12 protein-coding genes are annotated in these 25,054 nt (G+C 67.9%); 6 read left to right on the plus strand and 6 right to left on the minus strand.

Features of this window, described 5'->3' with window-relative positions; translation table 11 throughout:
• Positions 1-45: 45 nt before the first annotated feature.
• Positions 46-774, minus strand: coding sequence for a carboxymuconolactone decarboxylase family protein (locus KPL74_20900; protein QWT20191.1), 729 nt, complete (start codon positions 772-774; stop codon positions 46-48).
• A 237-nt stretch (positions 775-1,011) separates the two neighbouring features.
• On the opposite strand from KPL74_20900, the gene KPL74_20905 reads away from it, so the two are divergent.
• Together KPL74_20905 and KPL74_20910 are read left to right on the plus strand one after the other, a co-directional pair.
• Complete coding sequence (locus KPL74_20905; GenBank protein ID QWT20192.1) at positions 1,012-2,451, plus strand: GAF domain-containing protein; 1,440 nt, start codon at positions 1,012-1,014, stop codon at positions 2,449-2,451.
• Positions 2,452-2,456: 5 nt separating this feature from the next.
• Positions 2,457-2,852: a response regulator gene (locus tag KPL74_20910; GenBank protein QWT22644.1), complete on the plus strand. Its 396-nt coding sequence runs from the start codon at positions 2,457-2,459 to the stop codon at positions 2,850-2,852.
• Between the two features lie 63 nt (positions 2,853-2,915).
• Here KPL74_20910 and KPL74_20915 read toward each other — a convergent pair whose 3' ends face one another.
• The gene (locus KPL74_20915; protein QWT20193.1) at positions 2,916-4,547 is read right to left on the minus strand and encodes an OFA family MFS transporter; all 1,632 of its coding nucleotides are present in this window, start codon (positions 4,545-4,547) and stop codon (positions 2,916-2,918) included.
• A 224-nt stretch (positions 4,548-4,771) separates the two neighbouring features.
• Positions 4,772-5,668 (minus strand): LysR family transcriptional regulator, encoded by an 897-nt coding sequence (locus tag KPL74_20920; protein ID QWT20194.1) that lies wholly within the window; start codon positions 5,666-5,668, stop codon positions 4,772-4,774.
• A 173-nt stretch (positions 5,669-5,841) separates the two neighbouring features.
• On the opposite strand from KPL74_20920, the gene KPL74_20925 reads away from it, so the two are divergent.
• The gene (locus KPL74_20925; protein QWT20195.1) at positions 5,842-6,837 is read left to right on the plus strand and encodes an aldo/keto reductase; all 996 of its coding nucleotides are present in this window, start codon (positions 5,842-5,844) and stop codon (positions 6,835-6,837) included.
• Positions 6,838-6,912: 75 nt separating this feature from the next.
• Here the strand turns inward: KPL74_20925 and KPL74_20930 are convergent, their stop codons facing one another.
• The 3 genes from KPL74_20930 to KPL74_20940 all read right to left on the minus strand — a co-directional run bounded on the left by KPL74_20930 (position 6,913) and on the right by KPL74_20940 (position 8,707).
• The gene (locus tag KPL74_20930; GenBank protein ID QWT20196.1) at positions 6,913-7,293 is read right to left on the minus strand and encodes a hypothetical protein; all 381 of its coding nucleotides are present in this window, start codon (positions 7,291-7,293) and stop codon (positions 6,913-6,915) included.
• Positions 7,294-7,330: 37 nt separating this feature from the next.
• A complete protein-coding gene (locus KPL74_20935; protein QWT20197.1) occupies positions 7,331-7,552 on the minus strand; it encodes a hypothetical protein in 222 nt (73 codons plus the stop codon).
• 225 nt (positions 7,553-7,777) lie between these two features.
• Positions 7,778-8,707, minus strand: coding sequence for a LysR family transcriptional regulator (locus tag KPL74_20940; GenBank protein QWT20198.1), 930 nt, complete (start codon positions 8,705-8,707; stop codon positions 7,778-7,780).
• A 477-nt stretch (positions 8,708-9,184) separates the two neighbouring features.
• Here KPL74_20940 and KPL74_20945 point away from each other — a divergent pair, with 477 nt between their 5' ends.
• From KPL74_20945 to KPL74_20955, 3 genes are read left to right on the plus strand one after another with little or no spacing between them, the layout of a single operon-like run.
• The gene (locus tag KPL74_20945; protein QWT20199.1) at positions 9,185-22,294 is read left to right on the plus strand and encodes a VCBS domain-containing protein; all 13,110 of its coding nucleotides are present in this window, start codon (positions 9,185-9,187) and stop codon (positions 22,292-22,294) included.
• A gap of 26 nt (positions 22,295-22,320) precedes the next feature.
• Positions 22,321-24,240, plus strand: coding sequence for a TolC family protein (locus tag KPL74_20950; protein QWT20200.1), 1,920 nt, complete (start codon positions 22,321-22,323; stop codon positions 24,238-24,240).
• Between the two features lie 57 nt (positions 24,241-24,297).
• On the plus strand, positions 24,298-25,053 hold the full coding sequence (locus KPL74_20955) for an efflux RND transporter periplasmic adaptor subunit (protein QWT20201.1): 756 nt from the start codon (positions 24,298-24,300) through the stop codon (positions 25,051-25,053).
• Position 25,054: the final 1 nt, after the last annotated feature.

A 25,054-nucleotide genomic window follows, 5' to 3' on the forward strand; every position in this document is an offset into this window, starting at 1 on the left:
TCGACGCCCTGGCAGCGCACGCCGCGCGTTGCCAGGGCGTCGAGGTCAGCGCCCCTCGAACACACCCTTGGCCACGGGGATCGCCGAGAACACGTTTGGCCAGCCGACATGGAAGGCGAGGTGGGTCAGCACTTCGGACGCTTCCGCCTGGGTCAGCCCGTTATCCATCGCGCGATTGAGGTGGTAGGGGATCTGCGCGACCTGTCCGTTGGCGATCAGGGCGGCGACGGTGACGAGGCTGCGATCGCGTGGCTTCAGGTCGGGACGCAGCCACAGGTCCTTGAACAGCGCCTCGGCGGTGTAGTGCACGACACCTTCGGAGACCGGGCCAGCGCTCGCGTTGACGGCGGTGGCGCGTCTGGCTTCGGCTTCTTCGTCCAGTGGCAATAACTCCGGACGTGCCGGCGGCAGCTGCGTCGCGTCGATGCCTCGCGCGCTGAACACCTCGTGCGCGACCACCACGGCCGCCATCGCATTCGGCCAGCCCGCGTAGAAGGCCAGGTGGGTGACGATCTCGGAAAGCTCGGCCGGCGTCACGCCATGGTCGAGCGCACGCGCGAATTGCGACGGCATCTCGATCAACTGCTGGCGCGCGATCAGCGCCGCGACGGTGACGATGCTTCGATCGCGACGGCCCAACCCCGGTCGATGCCACACGTCGTCGTGCAGGGTCTCGCTGGTGTAACGCGCGAGCGCGGGAGAGACCGCGCGGATGACGTCCAGGGACGGCTGGGCCAGGCAGCCTGGGATCGGGGTGGTGTCGGGGATGGTCATGGTGGCTCCAGGCATGAGGCGGGGACGGCCCGCCGGGCTGGCAGGCGACCACCCACCTTAGGCGCCGGCGCGTGCCCGATAAATGCCCGCGCGTCGCTTGGACCTATGCGTGCCATTCATCAATGGAGGCAGGCCTGCTGGCAGATGCAGTGCGCCGACCCCGGCCCCTCGACGCCACCTTGACGAACGTGACGACGTTGACGCCCCGTTCCCATCGCCACGGCCACTATCCCGCCCATGCCCGGCGATTCCTTCCTCCGCAGTCCTTCGACCCGCATCCACGAACTTCGCCGCAGCGGCCTGCTTGACCGGCCCGGCGATGAGCAGTTCTCGCACCTGACCGAACTGGTTCGGCAGATGCTGGACGTGCCCGTGGCCATCGTCTCGATCGTCGATGAACATCGCCAGGTGTTCGCGGGGCATTCGGGCATGCCCGAGCCCTGGGCGTCGTTGGGCGAAACGCCGATCACGCATTCGTTCTGCCAGCATGTCGTCGACCGTGGCACGGTTTTCGTCGTGCCGGACGCCATGGCCGAGCCGCTGGTTCGCGACAACCTCGCCATTCCCGACCTTGGCGTCGCGGCCTACCTCGGTGTGCCGATCCACATGCCCGGCGGTGAACTGATCGGCGCGCTGGCGGCGATCGACACCGTGCCGCGCGAATGGACACCGCAGGACATTCGCCTGCTGGAATCGGTGGCGGTGATCGTCGACAAGGAAATCCGCGTCGGTGCCTCCGAGCGGAAGTTCCGGACCCTGTTCGAGCAGATGCGCGAGGGGTTCTATGTCGGCAGCGTGGTGCGTTCGCCGGACGGTACGGTGACGGATTTCCTCTTCGAAGAGGTCAATCCGTCGTTCGGCCGCCTGACGGGCGTGGACACGTCGCGTGCGAACGGCACCCTGCTCAGCGTGGTGTCGCCTTCGGCCCTATCCGAACTGCTTCCCGTGTTCGAGCGCCTGTTGCAGACCCGTACGCCGGTCGTGCATGTGAGCCCGTCGACCCTGCGGGTAGGGCGCTGGTTCGAAACCCGCATGACGCCGCTGTCCGGTGAGCGGCTCATCGGCTTCTTCAGCGACGTCACCGAACGGCGCAAGGCGGAAGAGCTACAGGACGTGCTCAACCAGGAAATGAGCCATCGGCTGAAGAACACGCTGATGATGGTCCAGGCCCTGGCGATGCAGACCCTGCGCACCGTTACCGAGCGCGAGCCGGTACAGGCGCTGGAAAAACGCATCCATGCGCTCAGTTCGGCGCACGACATCCTGTTCCGCCGGAACTGGCACGACGCACCGGTGCAGGACATCGCCGAAGCCGCGTTCGGCCGGCTGTGCATGGAAGGCCGCGTCGACTTCGAGGGACCCGACTTCGAGTTCGGCGCAAAAGCCACGCTGTCGCTGTCCCTGCTGTTGCACGAGCTGATCACCAACGCCGTGAAATACGGCGCGCTGTCGAACGATACCGGTCGCGTAACACTCAGCTGGTCGGTCGACGCCGGGCACTTCCACATGGTCTGGAAGGAATCCGGCGGCCCGGTCGTCGTCGAGCCCGCACGCAAGGGCTTCGGCTATCGCCTGATCCGCATGGGCCTGGGCTCAGGCAGCGTCACTACGGAGTACCGCCCCGAAGGGTTTTTCCTGGAGCTTTCCACTCCGCTTTTGCATTTGCAGCAGGCATGAATTCCATGGGTCACGTAGCATCCGCCAAACCCGTCGTCCTCGTCGTCGAAGACGAGCCACTGATCCGCCTCATGGCGATCGAACTGATCGAGGACGGCGGTTTCGAGGTGGTCTCCGTGGGCGATGCGGGCGAGGCCGTCGCCGTGCTGGAAAAACGCCTGGACATCCGCATCGTGTTTACCGACATCGACATGCCGGGTGGCATGGACGGCATCCGCCTTGCCGCGGTGATCCGCGAGCGCTGGCCGCCGATCGAGATCGTGGTGACGTCGAGCCATATCCATGTGGCGCAGGGGGATATGCCTGCGCGGGGGGTGTTTATGTCTAAGCCTTATGATGGGGAGCAGTTGGTTGCCCTGTTGCATACGATGGCGGATGGCCGGGCGGGTGTGGCGCATTGATGGGACATCGCGCGCAGGCGCGCTCCTACAGGGGCGAGGCGACCCTGCGCGCGATGCCTTGATTCAAAACAACGCCGCCGCCTTCCCAATCGCGATATAAACCCCGATCAAAAACGGCACCCCCACCAGCGCCCAGGCCAGCACGCCCACCACGCCGAACGCCCCGCGCGCCGCATCCTGCGCCCGCGCCGACACCTCCGCCGTCTCCCGCTGCAACGACTTCTCGTGCGCGAGCTCGGCGTCGGTCATCAGGTCTTTCTCCTTCACCGGCTTCACCAGCAGGTTGCAGACCATGCCTACCAGCAACAGCACGGCGAGGATGTATAGCGTGCGGTCGTAGACGAGGTTTTTCGCGACACCTGCGTTGAGCTGCGCTTCGCGCACGGCGGCGATCAGGAACGGACCGGCGACGCCGGCGACCGACCATGCGGTGAGCAGGCGGCCATGGATCGCGCCGACCATCTGCGTGCCGAACAGATCGGATAAATAGGCAGGCACCGTGGCGAAGCCGCCGCCGTACATTGACAGGATGATGCATACCGCGAAGACGAAGGCCGCGGCCATGCCGGCGTGGCCGAGCGAGGGCAGGGTGCAATACAGCACGATGCCCAGGGCGAAGAACACGAAGTAGGTGGTCTTGCGGCCCATGAAGTCCGACATCGATGCCCAGAAGATCCGGCCCAGGCTGTTGAACAGGCTGATCAGTCCGACGAGGCCGGCTGCGGACGCGGCGATCGCGGTTTTCTGTTCCGGCGTCAGCGTCACCGATGCATCGAGCCCGAGCAGCCTGCCGCCGAACACGTCCTGGAACATCGGGCTGGCCATCGCCAGCACGCCGATGCCGGCGGTGACGTTCATGCACAACACCACCCAGATCAGCCAGAACTGCGGGGTCTTCCATGCGCGGTTCAAATGCACGTGGCGATGGGTGATCAGCTTGTTGCTTGTTTCCGCCGGTGGGGTCCAGCCCAGCGGACGCCAGCCGGACGGCGGCACGCGGAAGCCAAAGGCACCGCACAACATCACCAGCAGGTAGAGCAGGCCCATCACCAGCATGGTCGCGGCCACGCCCGGCACGCCGCCTTCGCTGAAGTGCTTGATCAGCGCGACCGCGATCGGTGCGCCGATCAGTGCGCCGCCGCCATAACCCATGATCGCGAAGCCGGTGGCCAGGCCGCGCCGGTCGGGAAACCACTTGATCAGCGTCGATACCGGGGTGATGTAGCCGAGGCCCTGGCCGATGCCGCCGAGCACGCCCGCGCCGAGGTAGACCAGCCACAACTGGTGCAGCTTCACGCCCAGCGCCGCCACCAACAGGCCACCGCCCCAGCACAGCGCGGAGATCACGCCGGCCTTGCGCGGCCCCGCGTGTTCCAGCCAGCCGCCCCAGATCGCCGCGGAGATGCCGAGCATCGCGATGAAGGTTTCGAAGATGTGGGTGACCGCGGGAACGGTCCAGTTACAGTTGGTGGTGAACAGCTGGTCGAAGAAACCGAGCTGGGCACAGGTCGCGATATCCGCGCCGGGCAACAAGGTCGACATCGGCAGCCAGAACACCGAGAACCCGTAGGCCATGCCGATGCACAGGTGGATGGCGAGGGCGGCAGGTGGAACCAGCCAGCGATTGAAACGCGGTCCAGCGATCGTGTTCTCGCGGCTCAACACAGAGCCCGCGCCCTCTACTGCCTGATCCATGCATTTTCCCCCAGGTGGTCGCACGGCCCGACGGCCGGTAATCCAGCGCGGCCATCCTCCCATGCCCGGAGAGCGTGTCAATACGACGTTGGCCGATGGTGCAGCCTGGCCTCTGTAGGAGCGCGCCTGCGCGCGATGGGGTCTGCGACAGGGGTGATCATGGAGGACATGATGGAAACCACCATGATGGGTTTCGCGAGGAGATGTCGCGCGCAGGCGCGCTCCTACAGGGGTGACGTGTACCGCAGGGCTTCGACCAGCGCGGTGAGGGCGGGCGCGCCTTGCCGGCGGTTCGGGTAGTACAGGTGGTACCCGGGGAACGGTTCGCACCACTTCTCCAGCACGCTGACCAGCGTGCCGGCTTCGACATGCGGCCGTGCCATGTCCTCCGGGACCATCCCAAGCCCCAGCCCGCGTAGAGCAGCATCGAGCATCTGCGTCCCGGTGCTTGCCGTGACCTGGCCTTCGACCCGCACCTTCACCTCGCGCCCGTCCTTCTCGAACTCCCACACCATCAACCCGCCCAGCGTCGGCAGGCGCAGGTTGATGCAGTTGTGGTCGGTGAGCTCCTGCGGTGTCTTCGGCCGTTTGCGTTTGGCGAAGTACGCGGGCGTGGCGACCACAGCCATGCGTTCGCTGGGGCCGATCGGTACGGCGATCATGTCTTTGGCCACCTGTTCGCCGAGGCGGATGCCGATGTCGAAGCGCTCGGCGACGATGTCGACCAGCTGGTAGTTCACCGCCACTTCCACCGAGATGTCGGGGTACTGCGGCAGGAAGCGTTCCAACGTGGGCCAGATGATCTTGTTCGCGGCGTGTTCGGCCGTGGTGATGCGCAAATGGCCGGCGGGGCGTTCGCGCAGTTCGCCGAGCGCATCGACTTCGGCTTCGATCTCTTCCAGTCGCGGGCCAACCGTGCGCAGCAGGCGTTCGCCGGCTTCGGTCGGGGCGACGCTGCGAGTGGTGCGGGTCAGCAGGCGCACGCCGAGCCGCGCCTCGAGCCCACGGATGGTGTGGCTGAGGGCAGACTGCGAGGTGCCCAGCTTCGCGGCGGCGCGGGTGAAGCTGCGTTCGCGGGCCACCGCGATGAAGGCCATGATGTCCTGGATGTCCTTGCGCATGCCGTGCCCCGGGGTGCCTGTGCCAGCACGCAGGGTAGCAGCACTTATGCGATGAATTCATAAGTACATGCCGTTTCAGACGACTAGTGGGATGGTCGCGCGAGGCCTAGATTGGTGTCCTGCGGCGGTCCCATGGCTGCCACCCCGACACTCCCACCTCTCCGAGGCATCTCATGAAAACGCGCACCCTGGGCCATAGCGGCCTCGACGTCTCCGCCATCGGCTTCGGCTGCATGGGCCTGAACTTCGGCTACGGCACGGTCACCCCGGAAGCCGAGGCGATCGACCTGATCCGTGCCGCCTTCGACCGTGGCGTGACGTTCTTCGACACTGCCGAAGTCTATGGTCCGTTCACCAACGAAGTGGTGGTCGGCAAGGCGCTGGCGCCGATCCGCGACAAGGTCGTCATCGCGACCAAGTTCGGCTTCGAGATCGATCCGGACACGGGTAAGCAGAACGGCCTGAACAGCCGCCCCGAGCACATCCGCAAGGCCGCCGAAGGTTCGCTCAAGCGCCTCGGCATCGAGACCATCGACCTGCTGTACCAGCACCGCGTGGATCCGTCGGTGCCGATCGAAGACGTCGCCGGCGCGGTGAAGGAACTGATCGCCGAGGGCAAGGTCCGGCACTTCGGTTTGTCCGAACCGAGCGCCGATACGCTGCGTCGCGCGCATGCCGTGCAGCCGGTGGCGACGCTGCAGAACGAATACTCGCTGTGGACGCGCACGCCGGAAACCAACGGCATCCTCGCGACCTGCGAAGAGCTCGGCGTGGGCCTCGTCGCGTACAGCCCGCTGGGCAAGGGCTTCCTCACCGGTGCGATGGGCAAGGATACGAAGATCAGCGAAGGCGACTTCCGCAAGATCCTCCCGCGCTTCACGCCCGAAGCGATGCAGGCGAACCAGGCGCTGGTCGACCTGTTGAAAGACCTCGCCACGGCGAAGGGCGCGACACCGGCGCAGGTCGCGCTGGCGTGGTTGTTGTCACGCAAGCCGTGGATCGTGCCGATCCCGGGGACGACGAAGCTGCATCGGCTGGAAGAGAACATCGCCGCGGCCGACGTCGTGTTGACGGGGGCGGAGTTGGAGGGGATCGAGAAGGCGGCGGCGGATATTGCCGTTACCGGTGAGCGGTATCCGGAGCATTTGATGAAGATGATTGGGCGTTAAAAGAAACGGCAATCGCGCGCAGGCGCGCTCCTACAGGGGTGCGGCGATCCTGCGCGCGATGGGTTTCAACGCGCGTCACGCACCCACCGGCTCCAACGCCTCCATATCCACATACGCCGCACTCGCCTCATGCAAACTCCGCAACGGCACCATGTCGGCGATGTCCGAGATCTGGCTGTTGATGTCCTGGAACGTTTCGTCTTCCCAGCACAGATCGACCTGGCCGCAGTCGTCGAAGCCGGCGACGTAGACGATCTCGCCGTTGGCGGCTTCCATCAGCCATGGCTGGCGCTTCGCGATGAAGCCCAGTCCACGGACGTGCATATGCTGGAAATGCAGCAGTGACAGCAATGCCTCGCGCTGCCCCGCATGTGGCCGGAAGGCCACCATCAAAATTCGCGACATGCGCGGTCCCCTGTTTTCCCCGGGTCGAACGATAACGAGGAGGCCGCGCATGTCGCAACCGGCGCGCCTTCACAAACCTTTCGCATGGTCAGGCCAGCGGGTCGGCGGAGTGGTCGTCGTCCAGCCACAGGTGCGGCTTGTTCGCGGACCACTCGATGTTGCGCGCGATCTCGTCGGTGATTTCACCGCCGACCATGGTGTCGGCGAGGGCGAGTGTCGACAGCCCGAGGAATTCCGCTTGCGAGACGAAGCCTTCGATGCCTTCCACGCGCAGTTCGTGCAACACGGCCACGAGGTTGGTCAGGCGCATCAGCGATGCGCGTGTCGGTGGTGCTGGTATCAATCCCATGACGTCCTTCACGCCCCCCGGCGGTGATGGATGAGTACTGCGACGACATGCGCCGTCGGGATTGACCATCGCACCGGGATGTTGCGGTTGCAAGGTTTTCGCTGTGAGCAAAAAGGGCTTTAGATCCGCGGAAACGGCAGCTTGTGAAGGGCGCTGTTTTCGCTGGTGGAACGAGGCGCGCGCGGCCTAGTCGGCCGGGCTCAACCGGGTCTGCATATAGCGGACGAAGGCCACGGTGAGATCGCTGGCGACGCGACCGGTGGCGGTCAGGGCATGCAGGGGCAGGGGCTCGGGCTCCCAGGCTTCGAGCACGGGCGACATGCGCCCGGCCGCCATCGCGTCGTCGACCAGGTAGAGCGGCAGCTGGGCGTAGCCGAGCCCGCCTTCGACCGCGGCGACCAGCGCGGCGACGTCGGCAAAGGCGACGCGGACGTTGCGCCGGTGCGGGCTCATGCCGCGGAAGTGCCAGTAACCGGCGTTCTCGGCGCCGTGGCCCAGGCAGTCGCCGTCGTCCAGCTCGCCGGGGTGGTCGGGTATGCCGGTACGACGGATCAGTTCGGGGCTGGCGACGGTGACCCGGCGCAGCCGGCCCAGCGCGCGGGCCACCACGTCGGTGCTGTCGGGCAGGGAGTCGCGCAGGCTGAGGATCACGTCGGTCTGCTGGCGCAAGAGCCGTTCCATGTCGCCGCTGCCGATGCTGATGGCAAAGCGCGTACGCGGATGCAGGGCGGCGAAGTCGGAGATCAACGCGGTGGCCATGGGCGAGACCAGGCCGTGTGCCTCGATCCGGATCATCTGCTGGGATTCGTGCGCGGAGACCGCCGCCTGCTCGGCCGCGCGGGCGGCCTCGCACATCGCCGAGGCATGCTGGTAGACCCGCTGGCCGACGGCGGTGACCGCGAACTGGCGTGCGTTGCGATGGATCAGGCGGGCGCCCAGTCGTTCTTCCAGGGCCAGGATCCGCCGGCTGACCAGCGAGCGGGTGGTGCCCAGCCGGGTCGCCGCCGCCGAAAAGCCACCCGCCTCGACCGCCTGCACCAGCAGGTACAGGTCGCCCAGGTTATCGATCGTGTCCATCCCCGGTGCGTCGCGCTCGCTGGAAGTCGGCACATGCATAGGCGGCAAATCCTACCCGTATCGGTTGGCGTGGTGTCCCTGGCCCGCCGACACCCCGCGGCGGGTCCATTGTCCTATCCGTGATCGCTTTGAGAACCGGCGCGAGTTCGCGCTTGCGCCTTGATCCCTGTCACGATCGGGAAAAATTCCTAGAAGTTTTACTTAGACGCAAACGGCGCGGTTTTATGTAAACCATCATTAGTTGCCGGAAGCGCGTATCCCGCCCGCCCCAACGGATCGCAGGCCTTGCCGTTTTCGACCACACGCCGATCCGACCTGCCTGGCGGCCATTGTCACGCCTAGCATGACATAAGTTCCTGCCCCGCCCCCTTCCCCGTTGCACCCGCGATACATAGCATCGCGAAAAGTGCTGTGACTTTCATCACAGCTTCTTCACCGAACTGAACCGCCTGCGCTCTCCGGACGCGGGATGGACGCGTTCGGCTCGTGGAACGGCCCGTTTACGAAAGGCGCACCATGTCAGGGAACAAGTCGAAGAACCCCTTCCGCCCGCGCGCGCACCGCTACGCGCTGGAGCCCCGCCAGATGTACGACGGCGCGGCGCTCGTGGAAGCCGCCCGCCACGCCGACCCGGCCGAAGCGGCGCATGACGCCGGCAGGTTCCACAGTGCCGCCACCGAGCAACCCGGCCATGCCGTGCAGCCGCCCGCGCAGCCCGCGCCGGCGCCGGCCGCCGCCGTGGCTTCGGCAGACACGCACGCGGCATCCGCCGCCGAAGCCGCCCACGCGACCCCGGGCGCTTCCGCCCCGGCCCCGGCCGCACCGGCCAGCCACGAGGTCTACGTCGTCGACGAAAGCGTCGCCAACTGGCAGTCGCTGGTCGCCCAGCTACCAAAGGACAGCCAGGTCGTCGTCATCAACGACAAGTCCTCCGGCATGGACCAGCTCGCGAACGCCCTGCGCGGCGAGCACGACATCAGCGCCATCCACATCATCAGCCACGGTGCCAGCGACTCGATTTCGCTCGGCACCGACACCGTGACCGCGGCGAACATCGCCAGCTTCTCCAGCCAGCTGGGCGAAGTGGGCGCGACCCTGCGCACGGGCGGCGACATCCTGGTCTACGGCTGCGACGTCTCCAGCCACGACACCGCCCTGGTCACCCAGATGGCGACGCTGACCCACGCCGACGTGGCCTCGTCCACCGACGCGACCGGCGCGGCCGCGCTCGGCGGCGACTGGGTGCTGGAAAGCAGCACGGGCCACATCGAGGCACGCACGCTGGCGCTCGACTACGACGGCCTGCTGGTCGCGCCGACGGTCGACACCACCAGCAAGACCCTTACCGTGTCCGAACCGAGCACGCTCAATGCGACCGGCGCGGACCGCGGCACGCTCAGCGGCTGGACGATTACCGACGACGCGGTCGGCGGCGATGTCATCACGGTCAAGGCCGTGGTCGGCGACACCGGCAAGGGCACGCTCACCTCCGGCTCGGGTGGCACGGCCATCACCGGCGGCCTCAGCTTCACCGGCACCCGCGCCCAGTCGCAGGCCTGGCTCAACCAGCTGACCTTCGTGGCGGCCGACGTCGAGCTCGGCAACACCGCGGCGAAGACCACCATCACCGTGACGGTGACCGACGCCGAATCGCTCTCGGCGAGCAGCTCGGTCGACGTGACCATCACGCCGTCGAACGATCCGACGACGATTTCCGACGCGACCAAGACGGTGCAGGAAGTCAGCAACAGCGGCGGCCCGAGCACCACGGTGATCGGCGTCGATACGCTCAACGCGATCGATCCGGAAGTGTCGGCTGGCACGCAGACCGCCGGCCAGATCGTCTACAGCCTCACCGCGCTGCCGCAGTACGGCTATCTCGTGCTGGACGGCAACCGCCTCGGCGCGGGCTCGATCTTCACCCAGCAGGACGTGATCGACGGCAAGCTGTCCTACGTCCACACCGCCACCGGCGCGAACCAGGACGTGGGCGATGGCTTCAGCGCCCGCGTGAACGACGGTGCGACGCCGCTGGCCAGCTCGGCCAACGTGCACGTGACCCTCAATGTCGCCCCGGTGAACCAGCTGCCCACTGTCGGCGGCGAAGGCGATGTCTACGAAGGCCAGCCCGCCAACGCGCAGGGCACCGGCAACGTCGGCCAGTGGATCACCGCCGATGCCGGCGGCGATCCGGGCGACACGACGCTCCAGGTTACGATCACCGCGCTGCCGACCCACGGCACGCTGTATTTCAACGGCACGGCGGTGACCGCCACCGGGCTCACCTTCGACTACTCGCAGCGCAACCTGCTGACCTATAGCAACGACGGCGTCGACGGCGTCACCCAGGACAGCTACGGCGTCCGCGTCACCGACCAGGGCGGTGGCACCGGCACGCCGGGTTCGACCGACGGCACCATCGTGCTGCACGTCAACGCGGTGGACGACGATCCGGCGCTGATCGCCGCGAGCACGCGCGACGCGACCGTGACCCAGGCCGGCAACGGCACGGCCGGTGCGTATTCCGTGGTGCTGACCACGTCGATGATCGGCGCGACCGACGTCGACTCGCCCGAGGCGAACGTCAGCTTCGTCACCAGCCAGGCTGGCCTCACCCACGGCTACCTGCTGCTCAACGGCCAGGAGCTGAAGGACGGCGGCGTGTTCACCATGGCCGACGTCCGCGCCGGCCGCGTGCAGTACGTGCAGACCTCGGGCGCCGGTGCGAACCAGACCGACACCTTCAACTTCACCGTGGTCGACAACACCACGGCGCTGCGCTGGAACGCCGACGGCACCCCGTTTACCCGCATCGGTGGCGACTACACCAGCCAGCTGCAGTCCGCGCCGCTCAACAACTACAGCTTCAACATCCACCTGGTCGAAACCCAGAACGGGAACGGCGGCAACTTCCCGATCCACGACCCGGTCGGTTCGCACAATGGCTCGACCTACGCCGGCGTCGATCCCAGCGGCAACGCGCTGGGCACCGTCGACGAAGGCAGTGCGATCATCCTGCACGGCACGACCACCAACGGCCAGCCGACCAACTTCTCGGTCGACCCGGGCCTGAGCTACACCGCCAATGGCGTGGATCCGTCGCAGGTGGTCTACACCTTCCTCGGCTTCACCAACCACGAGGTCAACGACAGCGCCGGCACCATGCAGAAGCTGGTCGGCACCACCTGGGTGAACGTCGGTGTCTACGGCACCTTTACCCAGGCCGACCTCGATGCCGGCAACGTGCGCTTCCAGCACGACGGCGACAGCGAAAACTTCCACGTCACCGCGAACTTCTCGGTGACTGCGGGCCTTGTGACGATCCAGAACGGCGTGAGCACGACCGATACCTGGACGCCGTCGTTCGACATCTACGTCAACCCGACCAACGACGCGCCGGTGGTCACCGGTTCGTCGAATACGGTGATCGCCGAAGGCGATACCGCGTACCTTACCCGCGGCCAGCTCGGCATCAGCGATCCGGATGACGCGACCAGCCAGTCTTACCTGGAAGGCTCGCCGACCCTCGCCAAGGGTGGCAACAACTACGCGTACAACAACGACGCGACCGGTCCGAACGCGCTGAAGTTCATCGTCACCAGCCTGCCCGCCGGCGGCACGCTGCAATACTCCACCGACGGTGGCCATAGCTGGGCGAACGTCGCGGTCGGCCAGCTGATCGATGCGTCGATCATCACCGATGCGACCGGCACCACCGGATTGCGCTTTGTCAGCAATGGCTCGGAAGTGCGCAACACCAGCTTCACCGTCGAGGCGCAGGACCGCTGGGGCCAGCGCTCGGCCACGGCCGGCACGGTCGGCATCCAGATCACCAACGTCAACGACGCGCCGTCGATCGCGAAGGATCCGACCCTCGCCGATCCGACCGTCCCGTCGGACTCGCCGAACAACATCGGTGGCGCCCCGGCGAACGAACCGCTGACCGTCGCCGAAGGCGGCTACGCGCAGATCACCTCGTCGATGCTGCAGGCCTACGATCCGGACAGCAGCGCCACCCAGGTGCAGTACGCGATCACCACCGCGCCGACCCACGGCAACGTCGCGATTTCCACCGATGGCGGCGTGACCTTCCACATCCTCGGCAAGGGCTCGTCGTTCACCCAGGCCGACGTGAACGCGGGGCGGATCTACTACCTCAACGACGGCACCGAATCGACCGGTACCGTGTACTCGGATACCCCGGGCGACAAGTTCAACTTCACCGTTTCCGACGGCGATAAGGAACAGGCCGGCAACGCGTTCTGGATCTACACGACGCCGACCAACGATGCACCGACGGTCACCGCGCCGGCCGGCCCGGTCGACCTCGACAGCACCAATCCGCAGTACAACCAGGTGCCGGGCTTCAGCGTCGCCGATCCGGACCTGACCACGATCACCAACGGCGAGACCGATTTCATCCAGGTCACCGTGCGCCTGCTCAACGCGAACGGCACCGCCTTCAGCGCGGCCGACTACGCGAACGATGGCGTGTCGATCGGCTATGCGACGGGTGCTGGCGCACGCGTCGACAGCGACAAGAACGGCGCGAGCGATTACCTCGTGCTGAGCGGCACGCGCGCGCAGGTGAATGCCGCGCTCGCCGGCCTGACCGTCACCTTCGGTGGCGACATGGACGCGAAGTACCAGGTCCAGGTCATCGCGGACGATCGCCTGCGCGATCCGACCACCGGCGCGCTGACCGCGGGCGCCAACGGCGGCCCGGCCAACCAGTCGACCACGCCGGGTACCGGCACGGGCCCGTCGACGGTGCCGGTCGATGCGACCGAATACAACTGGTATAGCGCCGCCGTCCCGGCGCTGAGCGGCAACCTCGCCGCGGCATCGGTGGTGGTGCGCGCGTCCAGCGTCAATGAGATCGGCACGCTGACCGGTCCGTCCAACGTGACCACGTTCGAAGACCAGGCCACCTTCATCGGCGGCAGCTTCCAGGTCGCCGATCCGGAGTCGGCCGCGTTCGACACGCCGATCACGGTGACGTTGAACGTCGGCCAGGGCGTGCTCGGCATCGGTGGCAACGGGACGCAGGGCAGTGCGACCTCCAGCGCGGCCGGCAGCCGCGCGGTGACGATCAGCGGCGACAACAGCGGCACCCTGGTGCTCACCGGCCGGGCCAGCGACATCCAGGCCCTGTTGAACGACACGGCGCTGGGCCTGACCTACAAGAGCGCGAGCAACGCGAACCACGACCAGAATGGCGGCGCCGCGGGCGACGTGACGCTCACCGTCCACTTCGACGATACCGGTTCGAAGATCGGCAGCGACACCGGCTCGGGCAGCCAGTCGAACAACCCGGCCGACATCAGCGTTGCCATCGACATCACCCCGGTCAACGATGCACCGACCGTCGGCGTCAGCGACACGAGCACCGTCTACCTCAACGGCTCGACCGCGGTCGGTGGCTTCTCGGTCAGCGACGTCGACTACACCGACGGTGGTGGCATCACCACCGGCGAAACCGACTTCATGCAGGTGACGGTGCGGATCACCGACAGCAACGGCAATGCGCTGGCGCAGTCGGCTTACGCGAACATCACCCTCGGTTCGTCCACCAGTGGCAGCGCTGGCGCGACGGTCGACACCACCTTTAGCGGCACGGCCTCGGCCCTGGTGATCCGCGGCACCCGCGACCAGGTCAACGCGTACCTCGCCGGCCTGCAGGTCGGCATCAGCGGCACGCTGGCCAACGCCGACCAGTCGTACAAGGTGCAGGTGATCGCCGATGACCGCCTGCGCGACCGTACCACCGGTGCGCTGGACGGCTCCGGCGCCGCCAACGGCGGCCTGGACAACAACGCGGCAGGCGGCACGCAGAACGTGCCGACCACGGTCGTGAACCCGTATGCCGCGATCCCGGGCGGTCTCACCGCCAACGTCGCGTCGAACTCGCGCACGGTGTTCCCGTCCTCGATCAACGACCCGGTGGTGATCGGCATCACCGCGCCGAACTCGGGCAACGAGAGCGCCGCCGGCGTCTACACGCTCAGCCACATCACGCTCGCCGACCCGGATGCGGGCACCGCGCCGATCAGCGCGACGGTGACCCTGCCGACCGGCTTCAGCGTCCACGACGTCAACGGCAACACCGGGGCCAGCGGCACCTACAACGGCGCGGCCTACACCATCGGCAGCGACGGCCAGGGCCACAGCACGGTGACCTTCACCGGCACGGTCGCCCAGGTGCAGGCGGCGCTGAACGTGGTCGGCGTGAAGGTCCCGGCCGGCGTGGCTGGCGACAACAACGCCTTCTGGAACGGAACGTTCCAGGTCCAGCTCGCGGTCAACGACGGTGGCAACCACGGTTCGCGTCCGGATCGCCCGACGCTCGACCTCGACGGTACCAACAACGACACCAACGTCGCCGGCGCGAAGGGCGACCAGTACGGCTACGCCGATGGCGATGGCGGCACCTCGAACGCGCTGGTCACCACCCGCGTGTTCGACTTCACCGTCAACAGCGGTACCCAGGTCAGCGAAGCGGGCCTGGCCAACAACGACGCGAGCAAGGGCGTCGACGGCACCGAGAGCTTCGCGCTGTTCAACGATCTCTCCACCGTCACCCTCGGCAACCCGGCCGACGGCGCGGGCCACTCGGTCACCCTGACCCTGGCCCAGCTGCAGGACCTCGCCGCGCTGCCGGAAGCGCAGCGCACGATCCAGACCGCCAACGGCACGCTGGTCGTCACCGGTTACACGCCGGGTGCCGACAACGCGCACGGCACGCTCACGTACCACTACGTGTTGAACGGTGCGGTGAGCCAGCCGGGCGCCACCAGCAGCAACGACGTCATCGCGATCTCGACGAAGGACAGCGCTGGCTTCACCGACAACGGCACGATCACCGTCAACATCGTCGACGACACGCCGACCGCGCGTGCCGACACCGGCAGCGCGAACGAAGACAGCACCGCGGCCACGGGCAATGTCGTCACGGGCGATGCGAACGGTGGCGTCGCCGACCGGATCGGCTCGGATACCACCACGACCCCGGTGACCGGTGTCGCCGCGGGCAACACCGGCGGCACGGTGAGCGGCCGCGTGGGCACGGGCGTCACCGGCCAGTACGGCACGCTGATCCTCAATGCCGACGGTAGCTACAGCTACACCGTCGACAACAACAACGCCACGGTGAACGCGCTGAAGGACAACCAGTCCATCACCGACACCTACACCTACACGATCACTGACGCCGACGGCGACACCAGCACCACCACGCTGACCATCACCATCCATGGCCACACCGACGGCACGCCGTCGATCGTGCCGGTGGATGGCAACGGCGCGACGGCAGGGCAGGTGACCGTGCACGAGTCCGGCCTGGTCGACCACGATGGCAGCCAGTCCGCCAGCGGCACGATCACGCTGAGCGCGCTGGACGGCCTCAGCAGCGTCACCATCGGCGGCACCACGCTGACCACCGCCCAGCTCAATGCCTTGTCGAACAGCGCGACGGTGAGCATCACCACGCCGCAGGGCACCCTGGTGCTGAAGGGCTTCACCGCCACGACCTCGGTCGGCGGCGTGCCCACCGCGGGCACGCTCAGCTACACCTACACGCTGGATCGCACCGTCACCCAGGCCGGCACCGATAGCGTCGAGAACATCTCGCTGCAGGTGACCGACGCCGGCGGCGGCACGTCGGCCGGCACGCTCACGGTCGACATCGTCGACGACGCCCCGACCGCACACGCCGATACCGGCAGCGTGAACGAAGACGGCGCGGCCCTCACCGGCAACGTGGTCTCGGGTACGACGGGCGGCAGCGTCGCCGACCGGATCGGCGCCGACACCACCACGACACCGGTCTCCGGCGTCGCCGCGGGCAACACCGGCACGCCGGCGAGCGGTAGCGTCAACACCGCGGTCGCGGGCCAGTACGGCTCGATCGTGCTCAAGGCCGACGGTAGCTACACCTACACGGTGGACAACAACAACGCGACGGTGAACGCGCTGAAGATCGGTGATTCGCTCACCGAGGTCTACACGTACACGATCACCGACGCAGACGGCGACAGCAGCACCACCACGCTGACCATCACCATTCACGGCCACACCGACGGCACGCCGTCGATCGCGCCGGTGGATGGCAATGGCGCGGCGACCGGCCAGGCCACCGTGCATGAGTCCGGCCTCGTCGACCACGACGGCAGCCAGGCGACGACCGGTACGCTGACCGTCACGGCGCTCGATGGCCTCACCAGCGTCACCATCGGTGGCACCACGCTGACCACGGCCCAGCTCAACGCGCTGTCCAGCGGCTCGCCGGTGAGCATCACCACGCCGCAGGGCACCCTGCTGTTGACCGGCTTCACCGCGACCACGACGGTCGGCGGCGTGCCGACGGCCGGCACGATCAGTTACGGCTACACGCTGGATCGCACGGTGACCCAGGCCGGCACGGAAAGCGTCGACAACATCGGCCTTAGCGTGAAGGACGCCGGCGGCGGTACCTCGACCGGCACCCTCGTCGTCGACATCATCGACGATGCCCCGACCGCGCATGCCGACACCGGCAGCGTGAACGAAGACGGCGCGGCCCTCACCGGCAACGTGGTCGCGGGTGACACCGGTGGTGGCGTGGCCGACCGGATCGGCGCCGATACCACCACGACCCCGGTGACCGGCGTCGTCGCGGGCACGCCGGGCGGCAACGCCAGCGGCAACGTGGGCACGGCGCTGGCCGGCCAGTACGGCTCGCTGACCCTGAACGCCGACGGCAGCTACAGCTACGCCGTCGACAACGCGAATGCGACGGTCAACGCACTGAAGGACGGTCAGACCCTGACCGAGACCTACACCTACACGATCACCGACGCCGATGGCGATCGCAGCAGCACCACGCTCACGATCACCATCCACGGCCACAGCGACGGCACGCCGTCGATCGTGCCGGTGGACGGCAATGGCGCGACCGCCGGCCAGGCCACCGTGCACGAGTCGGGCCTGGTCGATGGCGACAACAGCCAGGTCACCAGCGGCACGCTCACGCTGACCGCGGCCGATGGCCTGGCCAGCGTCACCGTCGGTGGCACCACGCTGACCACGGCGCAGCTCAACGCGCTGTCCAGCGGCTCGCCGGTCACGATCCACACGCCGGACGGCACGCTGCAGCTCACCGGCTTCAGCGCGACCACGACGGTCGGCGGCGTGCCCACCGCGGGCACGCTCAGCTACACCTATACGCTCGACCACACCCTCACCCAGGCCGGCACCGACGCGACCGATACGATCGCGCTGGGCGTCACCGATGCGGGCGGTGGCACGGCGACCGGTAACCTCGTCGTCGACATCGTCAACGACACCCCGACCGCGCATGCGGATACGGGTGACGTCAACGAAGACGGCGCCGCGCTCACCGGCAACGTGGTCTCCGGCACCACCGGCGGCAGCGTCGCCGACCGCGTCGGCGCCGATACCACGGCCACCCCGGTCACCGGCGTGGCGGCAGGCAACAGCGGCGGCACCACCGTCAGCGGCCAGGTCGCCAGCGGCGTCGCGGGCCAGTACGGCACGCTCACGCTCAACGCCGACGGCAGCTACAGCTACGCCGTGGACAACGCCAATGCGACGGTCAATGCGCTGAAGACCGGGCAGACCCTGACCGACACCTACAGCTACACGATCACCGACGCCGATGGCGACCGCAGCACCACCACGCTGACCATCACCATCCATGGCCACACCGACGGCACGCCGTCGATCGTGCCGGTCGATGGCAACGGCGCCGTCGCGGGGCAGGCCACCGTGCACGAGTCGGGCCTGGTCGATGGCGACGGTAGCCAGGCCACCACCGGCACCCTCACGGTGACGGCGGCCGACGGCCTCACCAGCGTCACCATCGGTGGCACCACGCTCACCGTCGCGCAGCTCGATGCGCTGACCAGCGGCACCCCGGTGACGATCCACACGCCGGACGGCACGCTGGAGCTCACCGGCTTCGCCGCGACCACGACGGTCGGCGGCGTGCCCACCGCGGGCACGATCAGCTACGCCTATACGCTCGACCATGCGGTCACCCAGAACAGCGCCGACAGCACCGACAGCATCGCGCTCAGCGTCACCGACGCGGGCGGTGGCACGTCGACCGGCAACCTCGTCGTCGACATCGTCAACGACACCCCGACCGCGCATGCGGATACGGGTGACGTGAACGAAGACGGCGCGGCCCTGACCGGCAACGTGGTCGTGGGTGACGCAGGCGGCGGCACGGCCGATCGCATCGGCGCCGACGCCACGACCACGCCGGTGACCGGTGTCGTCGCCGGCACGCCGGGCGGCGCGGCCAGCGGCAACGTCGGCAGCGGCGTCACCGGCCAGTACGGCACGCTGACGCTCAACGCCGACGGCAGCTACAGCTACGCGCTCGACAACGCCAACCCGACGGTCAACGCGCTGAAGGACGGCGAGATGCTGACCGATACCTACACGTACACGATCACCGATGCGGATGGCGACGCGAGCACCACCACGCTGACCATCACCGTGCACGGCCACACCGACGGCGCGCCGTCGATCGTGCCGGTGGACGGCAACGGCGCGACGGCCGGCCAGGCCACCGTGCACGAGTCGGGCCTGGTCGACGGCGATGGCAGCCAGTCGGTCGATGGGTCGATCACGCTGACCGCGGCCGATGGCCTCACCAGCGTCACCATCGGTGGCACGACGCTGACCACGGCGCAGCTCGACGCGCTGTCCAGCGGTTCCCCGGTGACCATCCACACGCCGGACGGCACCCTGGTGCTGACCGGCTTCCAGGCCACGGCGACCAACGGCACGGTGCCGACGGCCGGCACGCTGGCGTACACCTATACGCTCGACCACGCGGTGACCCAGAACACCACCGACAGCACCGACACGATCGCGCTGAGCGTGACCGATGCCGGCGGTGGCACGTCGACCGGCAACCTCGTCGTCGACATCGTCAACGACACGCCGACGGCGCACGCGGATACGGGTGACGTGAACGAAGACGGCGCGGTGCTCACGGGCAACGTCGTCGCCGGCGATGCCGGTGGTGGCCACGCCGATCGCATCGGCGCCGATGCCACCGCCACGCCGGTGACCGGTGTCGTCGCGGGTACGCCGGGTGGCGCCGCCAGTGGCAACATCGGCAGCGGTGTCGCCGGCCAGTACGGCACGCTGGTGCTGAATGCCGACGGCAGCTACAGCTACGCGGTCGACAACGGCAACGCCACGGTCAACGCGCTGAAGGACGGCCAGACGCTGACCGACACCTACACCTACACGATCACCGACGCGGACGGCGACAGCAGCACCACCACGCTGACGATCACCATCCACGGCCACACCGACGGCGCGCCGTCGATCGATCCGCACGACGGCAACGGCAATGGCAACGGCACCAACGCGCTGGGCGATACCACCGTGTGGGAAGCGGGCCTGACCCCGGATGGCCCGGCGGGCGCAAGCAAGACGGCGACCGACACCATCGCGATTTCCGCGCCGGATGGCCTGGTCAGCATCACCGTCGGCGGGCGCACGCTCAGCGCGGCCGAACTGGCTTCGCTCAGCAGCGGCTCGCCGGTCTCGATCGTCACGCCGAACGGCAGTACGCTGGAACTCACCGGCTTCGTGCCGGACGGTTCCATCGGTGGTCGGCCGACCGGCGGCACGCTGTCGTACACCTACACGCTGGGTGGCACGCAGTCGCAGCCGGGCAGCGACCATGGTTCGGACAGCATCGCGCTTAGCGTCACCGACGCGGGCGGCGGCACGGCCAACGGCAGCCTCGTCGTCGACATCATGGACGATGCGCCGACCGCGCACGCCGACCATGCCGACGTCAACGAAGATGGTGCGGCCGTCACCGGCAACGTCGTCACCGGCACGGGCGCGGGCAGCGCCGCCGATCGCATCGGCGCCGACGCCACGGCCACGCCGGTCTCCGGCGTCGTCGCCGGCAACAGCACGGGTCCGGTCAGCGGGCACGTGGGCAGTGGCGTCGCCGGCCAGTACGGCACGCTGGTGCTCAACGCCGACGGCAGCTACAGCTACGCGGTGGATAACGCCAACACCGTGGTCAACGCGCTGAAGGACGGCGACACGCTCACCGAGACCTACACTTACACGATCACGGATGCCGACGGCGACAGCAGCACCACCACGCTGACCATCACCATCCACGGCCACACCGACGGCACGCCGTCGATCGTGCCGGTGGATGGCAACGGCGGTGCGACGGGGCAGGCGACCGTGCACGAGTCCGGCCTGGCCGACCACGACGGCAGCCAGCAGACCACGGGCAGCATCGCGATCACCGCGGAAGACGGCCTCGCCAGCGTCAGCGTCGGCGGCACCACGCTGACCACGACCCAGCTGGGCCAGCTCTCCGGCGGCACGCCGGTGACGATCCACACGCCGGACGGCACCCTGGTCCTGACCGGCTTCCAGCCGACCGCGACCAACGGCAGCCTGCCGACCGCGGGCACGCTCACCTACACCTACACGCTGGACCACCCGGTCACGCAGAACACGCCGGACAGCGTCGACAACATCGCCCTGGTGGTGACCGACGCGGGCGGCGGCCGTTCCACCGGCACGCTGCAGGTCGACATCGCCAACGATGTGCCGACCGCCCACGACGACAGCGCGACGATCCTGCAGGACGCCGGCCAGACCTCGGCCAGCGGCAACGTGTTCAGCGGTGGCGACGGTGCCGATCGCATCGGCGCCGACGGTCCCGCCGCGGGCGGTCCGGTCACCGGCGTCGTCTCGACCAACACCGGGCATGCCGGCAGCATCGGCAACGCCAGCGCGGGCGAGTACGGCACGCTGGTGCTCAACGCCGACGGCACGTATTCGTACAAGCTGGATACGTCCAACCCGAAGGTCGCGTCGCTCGACACCACGCGCACGCTTACCGAGGTGTTCACCTACACCATCACCGATGCCGACGGCGACACCAGCACGGCGACGCTCACGCTGACGATCCACGGCATCACGCCGCCGATCCAGGCCCGCGAAGGCGACCAGATCTTCCCGCTGTCGCACGAGTGGCCGGAGCGCGACATCCGCCAGGGCTGGACCCCGGGGCTGTTCGTGGTGCCGGGCGTGGAAGCCTCGCAGCGCGACACGCTGCGCTGGCAGGACGCCTATGTCACCGGTCGCTACAACCCGGCCGAAGGTCCGCTGCTCGCCCAGGATCCGTCCAACGTGCAGTACGTGCTGACCGATGGCGTGGCCTTCGCCCAGGCCGTGCAGGCCGAAGCCGATGCGCGCTCGCGGGTCAGCCTCAACGACTTCGCGCTCGACCACAGCCCGCTGTGGGATGACTTCTCGCCGTTCGCGGTGGATGCGATCCCGCACGGCACGCATCGCCACGAAGCCGACCACGAGCAGGGCAACCACCACCGGCCCGACGCCCCGAAGGGCGAGCACAAGGCCAATGGGCACAAGGCGGCACACGCCGCCGAGCGCCAGGCCGAGGTCCAGATCCATCTCCCGCAGGTGCCCGTGGCCATCCACGTGCCGCCACCGGCAAGCACGCCGGGCGGTGCCCCTTCGCTGACCGCGCAGATCGCGGCCATGGCGAAGCAGGGCGCCTCCACGCTTGCCGCCGTGCCCACCGAACAGCCACGCCACTAATCGCGCGCCACAAGGATTGATGACCGATGTCCCACCTTCGACCGATGAGCACTTCCATGCTGCGTTCCACGCCTCGCTTTGCGCCCCTCGCTGCCTCCGTCGCCCTCGCCGTATTCCTCGCCGGTTGCGGCGCGGTGAAGCCGAAGCCGCTGACCCACGACGAGATCGCCACGCGGGTGACTAACGATAAGCAGGCGATGTACAAGGACCAGGAGCCGGTCAACGGCGCCCTGACCCTGTCCGACGTCATGGCGCGTTCGCTGAAGTACAACCTCGACTACCGCCTGAAGCTGATGGAGACGGCGCTGTCGAAGGGCCTGCTCGACGTCTCCGAGCTGGACATGCTGCCCAAGCTCACCGCCGACGCCGGTTACCGCTGGCGCAGCAACGACTCGGGCGGCACCAGCATCGGCATCCAGGACCGGGTGATCTCGCTGCGTCCGTCGACTTCCGAAGAGCGCGTGCACTACCTCGCCGACGCCACCCTGTCGTGGGACGTGCTCGACTTCGGCCTGAGCTACTACCGCGCGAAGCAGCAGGCCGATGACGTCAACGCCACCGACGAGCGTCGCCGCAAGGTGCTGCAGAACATCGTGCAGGACGTGCGCGATGCCTACTGGCGTGCGCTCGGTGCGCAGCGCCTGCTGGCCGAAAGCCAGACTGTCGCCGACAACATCCAGTCCGCGCTGGAGAAGACCCGCCAGGCCGAACGCGCCGGCGTGCTGCCGCCGGTGGAAGGCCTCGAATACCAGCGCGCCCTGCTCGACGCGATGACCCTGGTCACCGAGAAGCGCCAGGAAATGGAGATCGCCAAGCGCGAACTCGCCGCGCTGATGAACCTCGCCCCGGGCGCCGACTTCACCCTGGCCGACACGCGCGAATCCGCGCTGTCGCAGGTGCCGTCCAACATGGACGAGCTGGAGCGGATGGCGCTGGAACAGCGTCCCGAACTGCGTGAGGAAGACTACAAGGCACGCGTCGACGCGATCGAGGCGAAGAAGCAGATCGCCGCGCTGTTCCCCAACCTCAACCTGTTCGGCGGCGTCGGCTACGACTCGAACAAGTACCTGTACAACGACAACTGGTCGCAGGGCGGCGTCAGCATGTCGATGAACCTGATCCGCCTCGCCGGCATCCCGGCGATCAAGCGGACCAACGAAGCGCGGATCAAGGTGGACGATGCCCGCCGCATGGCGCTGAGCATGGCCGTGGTCACCCAGGTGCGCGTCTCGGTCGAGCGTTACAAGCTGGCCGTGTACGACCACCAGCTCGCCGCCGAATCGGCCAGCGTCGACCAGCGCCTGGCCAGCGTCGCCCGCGCCGGTTCGAACAACCAGCTCACCAGCGACCTCGAGACGCTGCGCACGCAGGCCCGCTCGCTAGTCTCGCGGTTCCAGGAAGCGTCCTCGTACGCCGCCGCGCAGTCGGCCTACGGCCGCGTGCTGAACTCGGTCGGCATCGACCTGATGCCCGAGCAGGTCGCCGGTAGCGACGTCGCCACCCTGTCGCGCGCGATCCAGGCCAGCCTGGTCGATGGCGAGAAGCACGTGTTCACCCAGAACGCGGACGTCGCCGTGGTCGATCGCCCGATCCAGCTCAGCGTCACCGGCCTGCCGGCCCGCGTCGACAGCGACAGCGTGCGCAGCTCGGTCGCCAACGTGCTGACCGGCAACCGCCTCGTGCTCGGCGGCGGCAACGACAGCCTGCGCGTCGACCTGCATTACAGCGCCTCGCCGGGCAAGGCCACCTCGCGCGCCCAGTGGGACGTGAACGTGCAGGACAACGCCGGCAAGCACCTGCTGACCCAGAGCTACCTCAGCTACCAGCCCAACGAAGTGAGCACCCGCTCGGTCAGCGCGCTGGCCGAAGCCGCCGTGCTCTCGGTGCTGGAGAAGCTGCGCGAACTCAGCGCCGCACCGGCCACCGCTTCGGCCAACCAGCCGTAAGCGGTCGCCACGACCACCGCACCACACCTGCCTGACCCTGGAAAGACCCGGAAGACGATGAAGATGTTGAAGTACTTGCCCGCGATCCTCGCTTTGGGTTTCGCCGGCACGCAGGGCGCGCTCGCCCAGGCGGCGCCTGCCGCGGCTACGCAGGCGCCGGTGCGTTTCCTGGTCGTCGCCGACCAGGAAAGCCCGATGTCCGCGGCGATCCCGGGCCGCGTGGCGAAGGTGTACGTGCAGCTCGGCGACAGCGTGGCCAAGGGCAAGACGATGGTCGCGTTCGATTGCAGCGACCTCGCCGCACGTCGCGAAGCGGCCGATGCCGAGTACAAGGCCGCGCAGCTGCGTTACGAAGCCAAGGCTAAGCTGCAGGGCCTGCAGTCGGCCGCCGCGCTGGAAGTGGAACTGACCGCGGCCGACGTCAATCGCACGCGCGGGCAGATGCGGATCATCGAGGCGCAGATCGGCCAGTGCCGTTTCGTCGCGCCGTTCGACGGTCGCGTGGCCCGCGTGCACGTGAAGGAAGGGCAGGGCGTGGCCGCGGGTGCGCCGGTGATCGACTTCGTCGGCACCGGTACGCCGAAGGCGCGCCTCAACGTGCCCTCTAACTGGATCGGCTGGCTGAAGCCGGGCGCCCACCTCGACGCCACCGTGGACGAGACCGGCGCGCATTACCAGCTGACCGTGACCCGCCTCAGCGGCCGCGTCGACGCGGTGAGCCAGACCATCGAGATCGAAGCGGATTTCCAGGGCGACACCAGCCGCGTGCTTCCGGGCATGAGCGGTCGCGCCACCCCGGGCAAGCAGGGCTGAG

Source organism: Bacillus sp. NP157 (assembly GCA_018889975.1).
GTDB lineage: Bacteria > Pseudomonadota > Gammaproteobacteria > Xanthomonadales > Rhodanobacteraceae > Luteibacter.

Coding starts and splice junctions, on each gene's coding strand:
- KPL74_20915 (QWT20193.1), bottom strand. CDS start 4,547: ATGGATCAGGCAGTAGAGGGCGCGGGCTCTGTGTTGAGCCGCGAGAAC.
- KPL74_20940 (QWT20198.1), bottom strand. CDS start 8,707: ATGCATGTGCCGACTTCCAGCGAGCGCGACGCACCGGGGATGGACACG.
- KPL74_20900 (QWT20191.1), bottom strand. CDS start 774: ATGACCATCCCCGACACCACCCCGATCCCAGGCTGCCTGGCCCAGCCG.
- KPL74_20930 (QWT20196.1), bottom strand. CDS start 7,293: ATGCGCGGCCTCCTCGTTATCGTTCGACCCGGGGAAAACAGGGGACCG.
- KPL74_20955 (QWT20201.1), top strand. CDS start 24,298: ATGAAGATGTTGAAGTACTTGCCCGCGATCCTCGCTTTGGGTTTCGCC.
- KPL74_20935 (QWT20197.1), bottom strand. CDS start 7,552: ATGCGCCTGACCAACCTCGTGGCCGTGTTGCACGAACTGCGCGTGGAA.
- KPL74_20920 (QWT20194.1), bottom strand. CDS start 5,668: ATGCGCAAGGACATCCAGGACATCATGGCCTTCATCGCGGTGGCCCGC.
- KPL74_20905 (QWT20192.1), top strand. CDS start 1,012: ATGCCCGGCGATTCCTTCCTCCGCAGTCCTTCGACCCGCATCCACGAA.
- KPL74_20910 (QWT22644.1), top strand. CDS start 2,457: ATGGGTCACGTAGCATCCGCCAAACCCGTCGTCCTCGTCGTCGAAGAC.
- KPL74_20925 (QWT20195.1), top strand. CDS start 5,842: ATGAAAACGCGCACCCTGGGCCATAGCGGCCTCGACGTCTCCGCCATC.
- KPL74_20950 (QWT20200.1), top strand. CDS start 22,321: ATGTCCCACCTTCGACCGATGAGCACTTCCATGCTGCGTTCCACGCCT.
- KPL74_20945 (QWT20199.1), top strand. CDS start 9,185: ATGTCAGGGAACAAGTCGAAGAACCCCTTCCGCCCGCGCGCGCACCGC.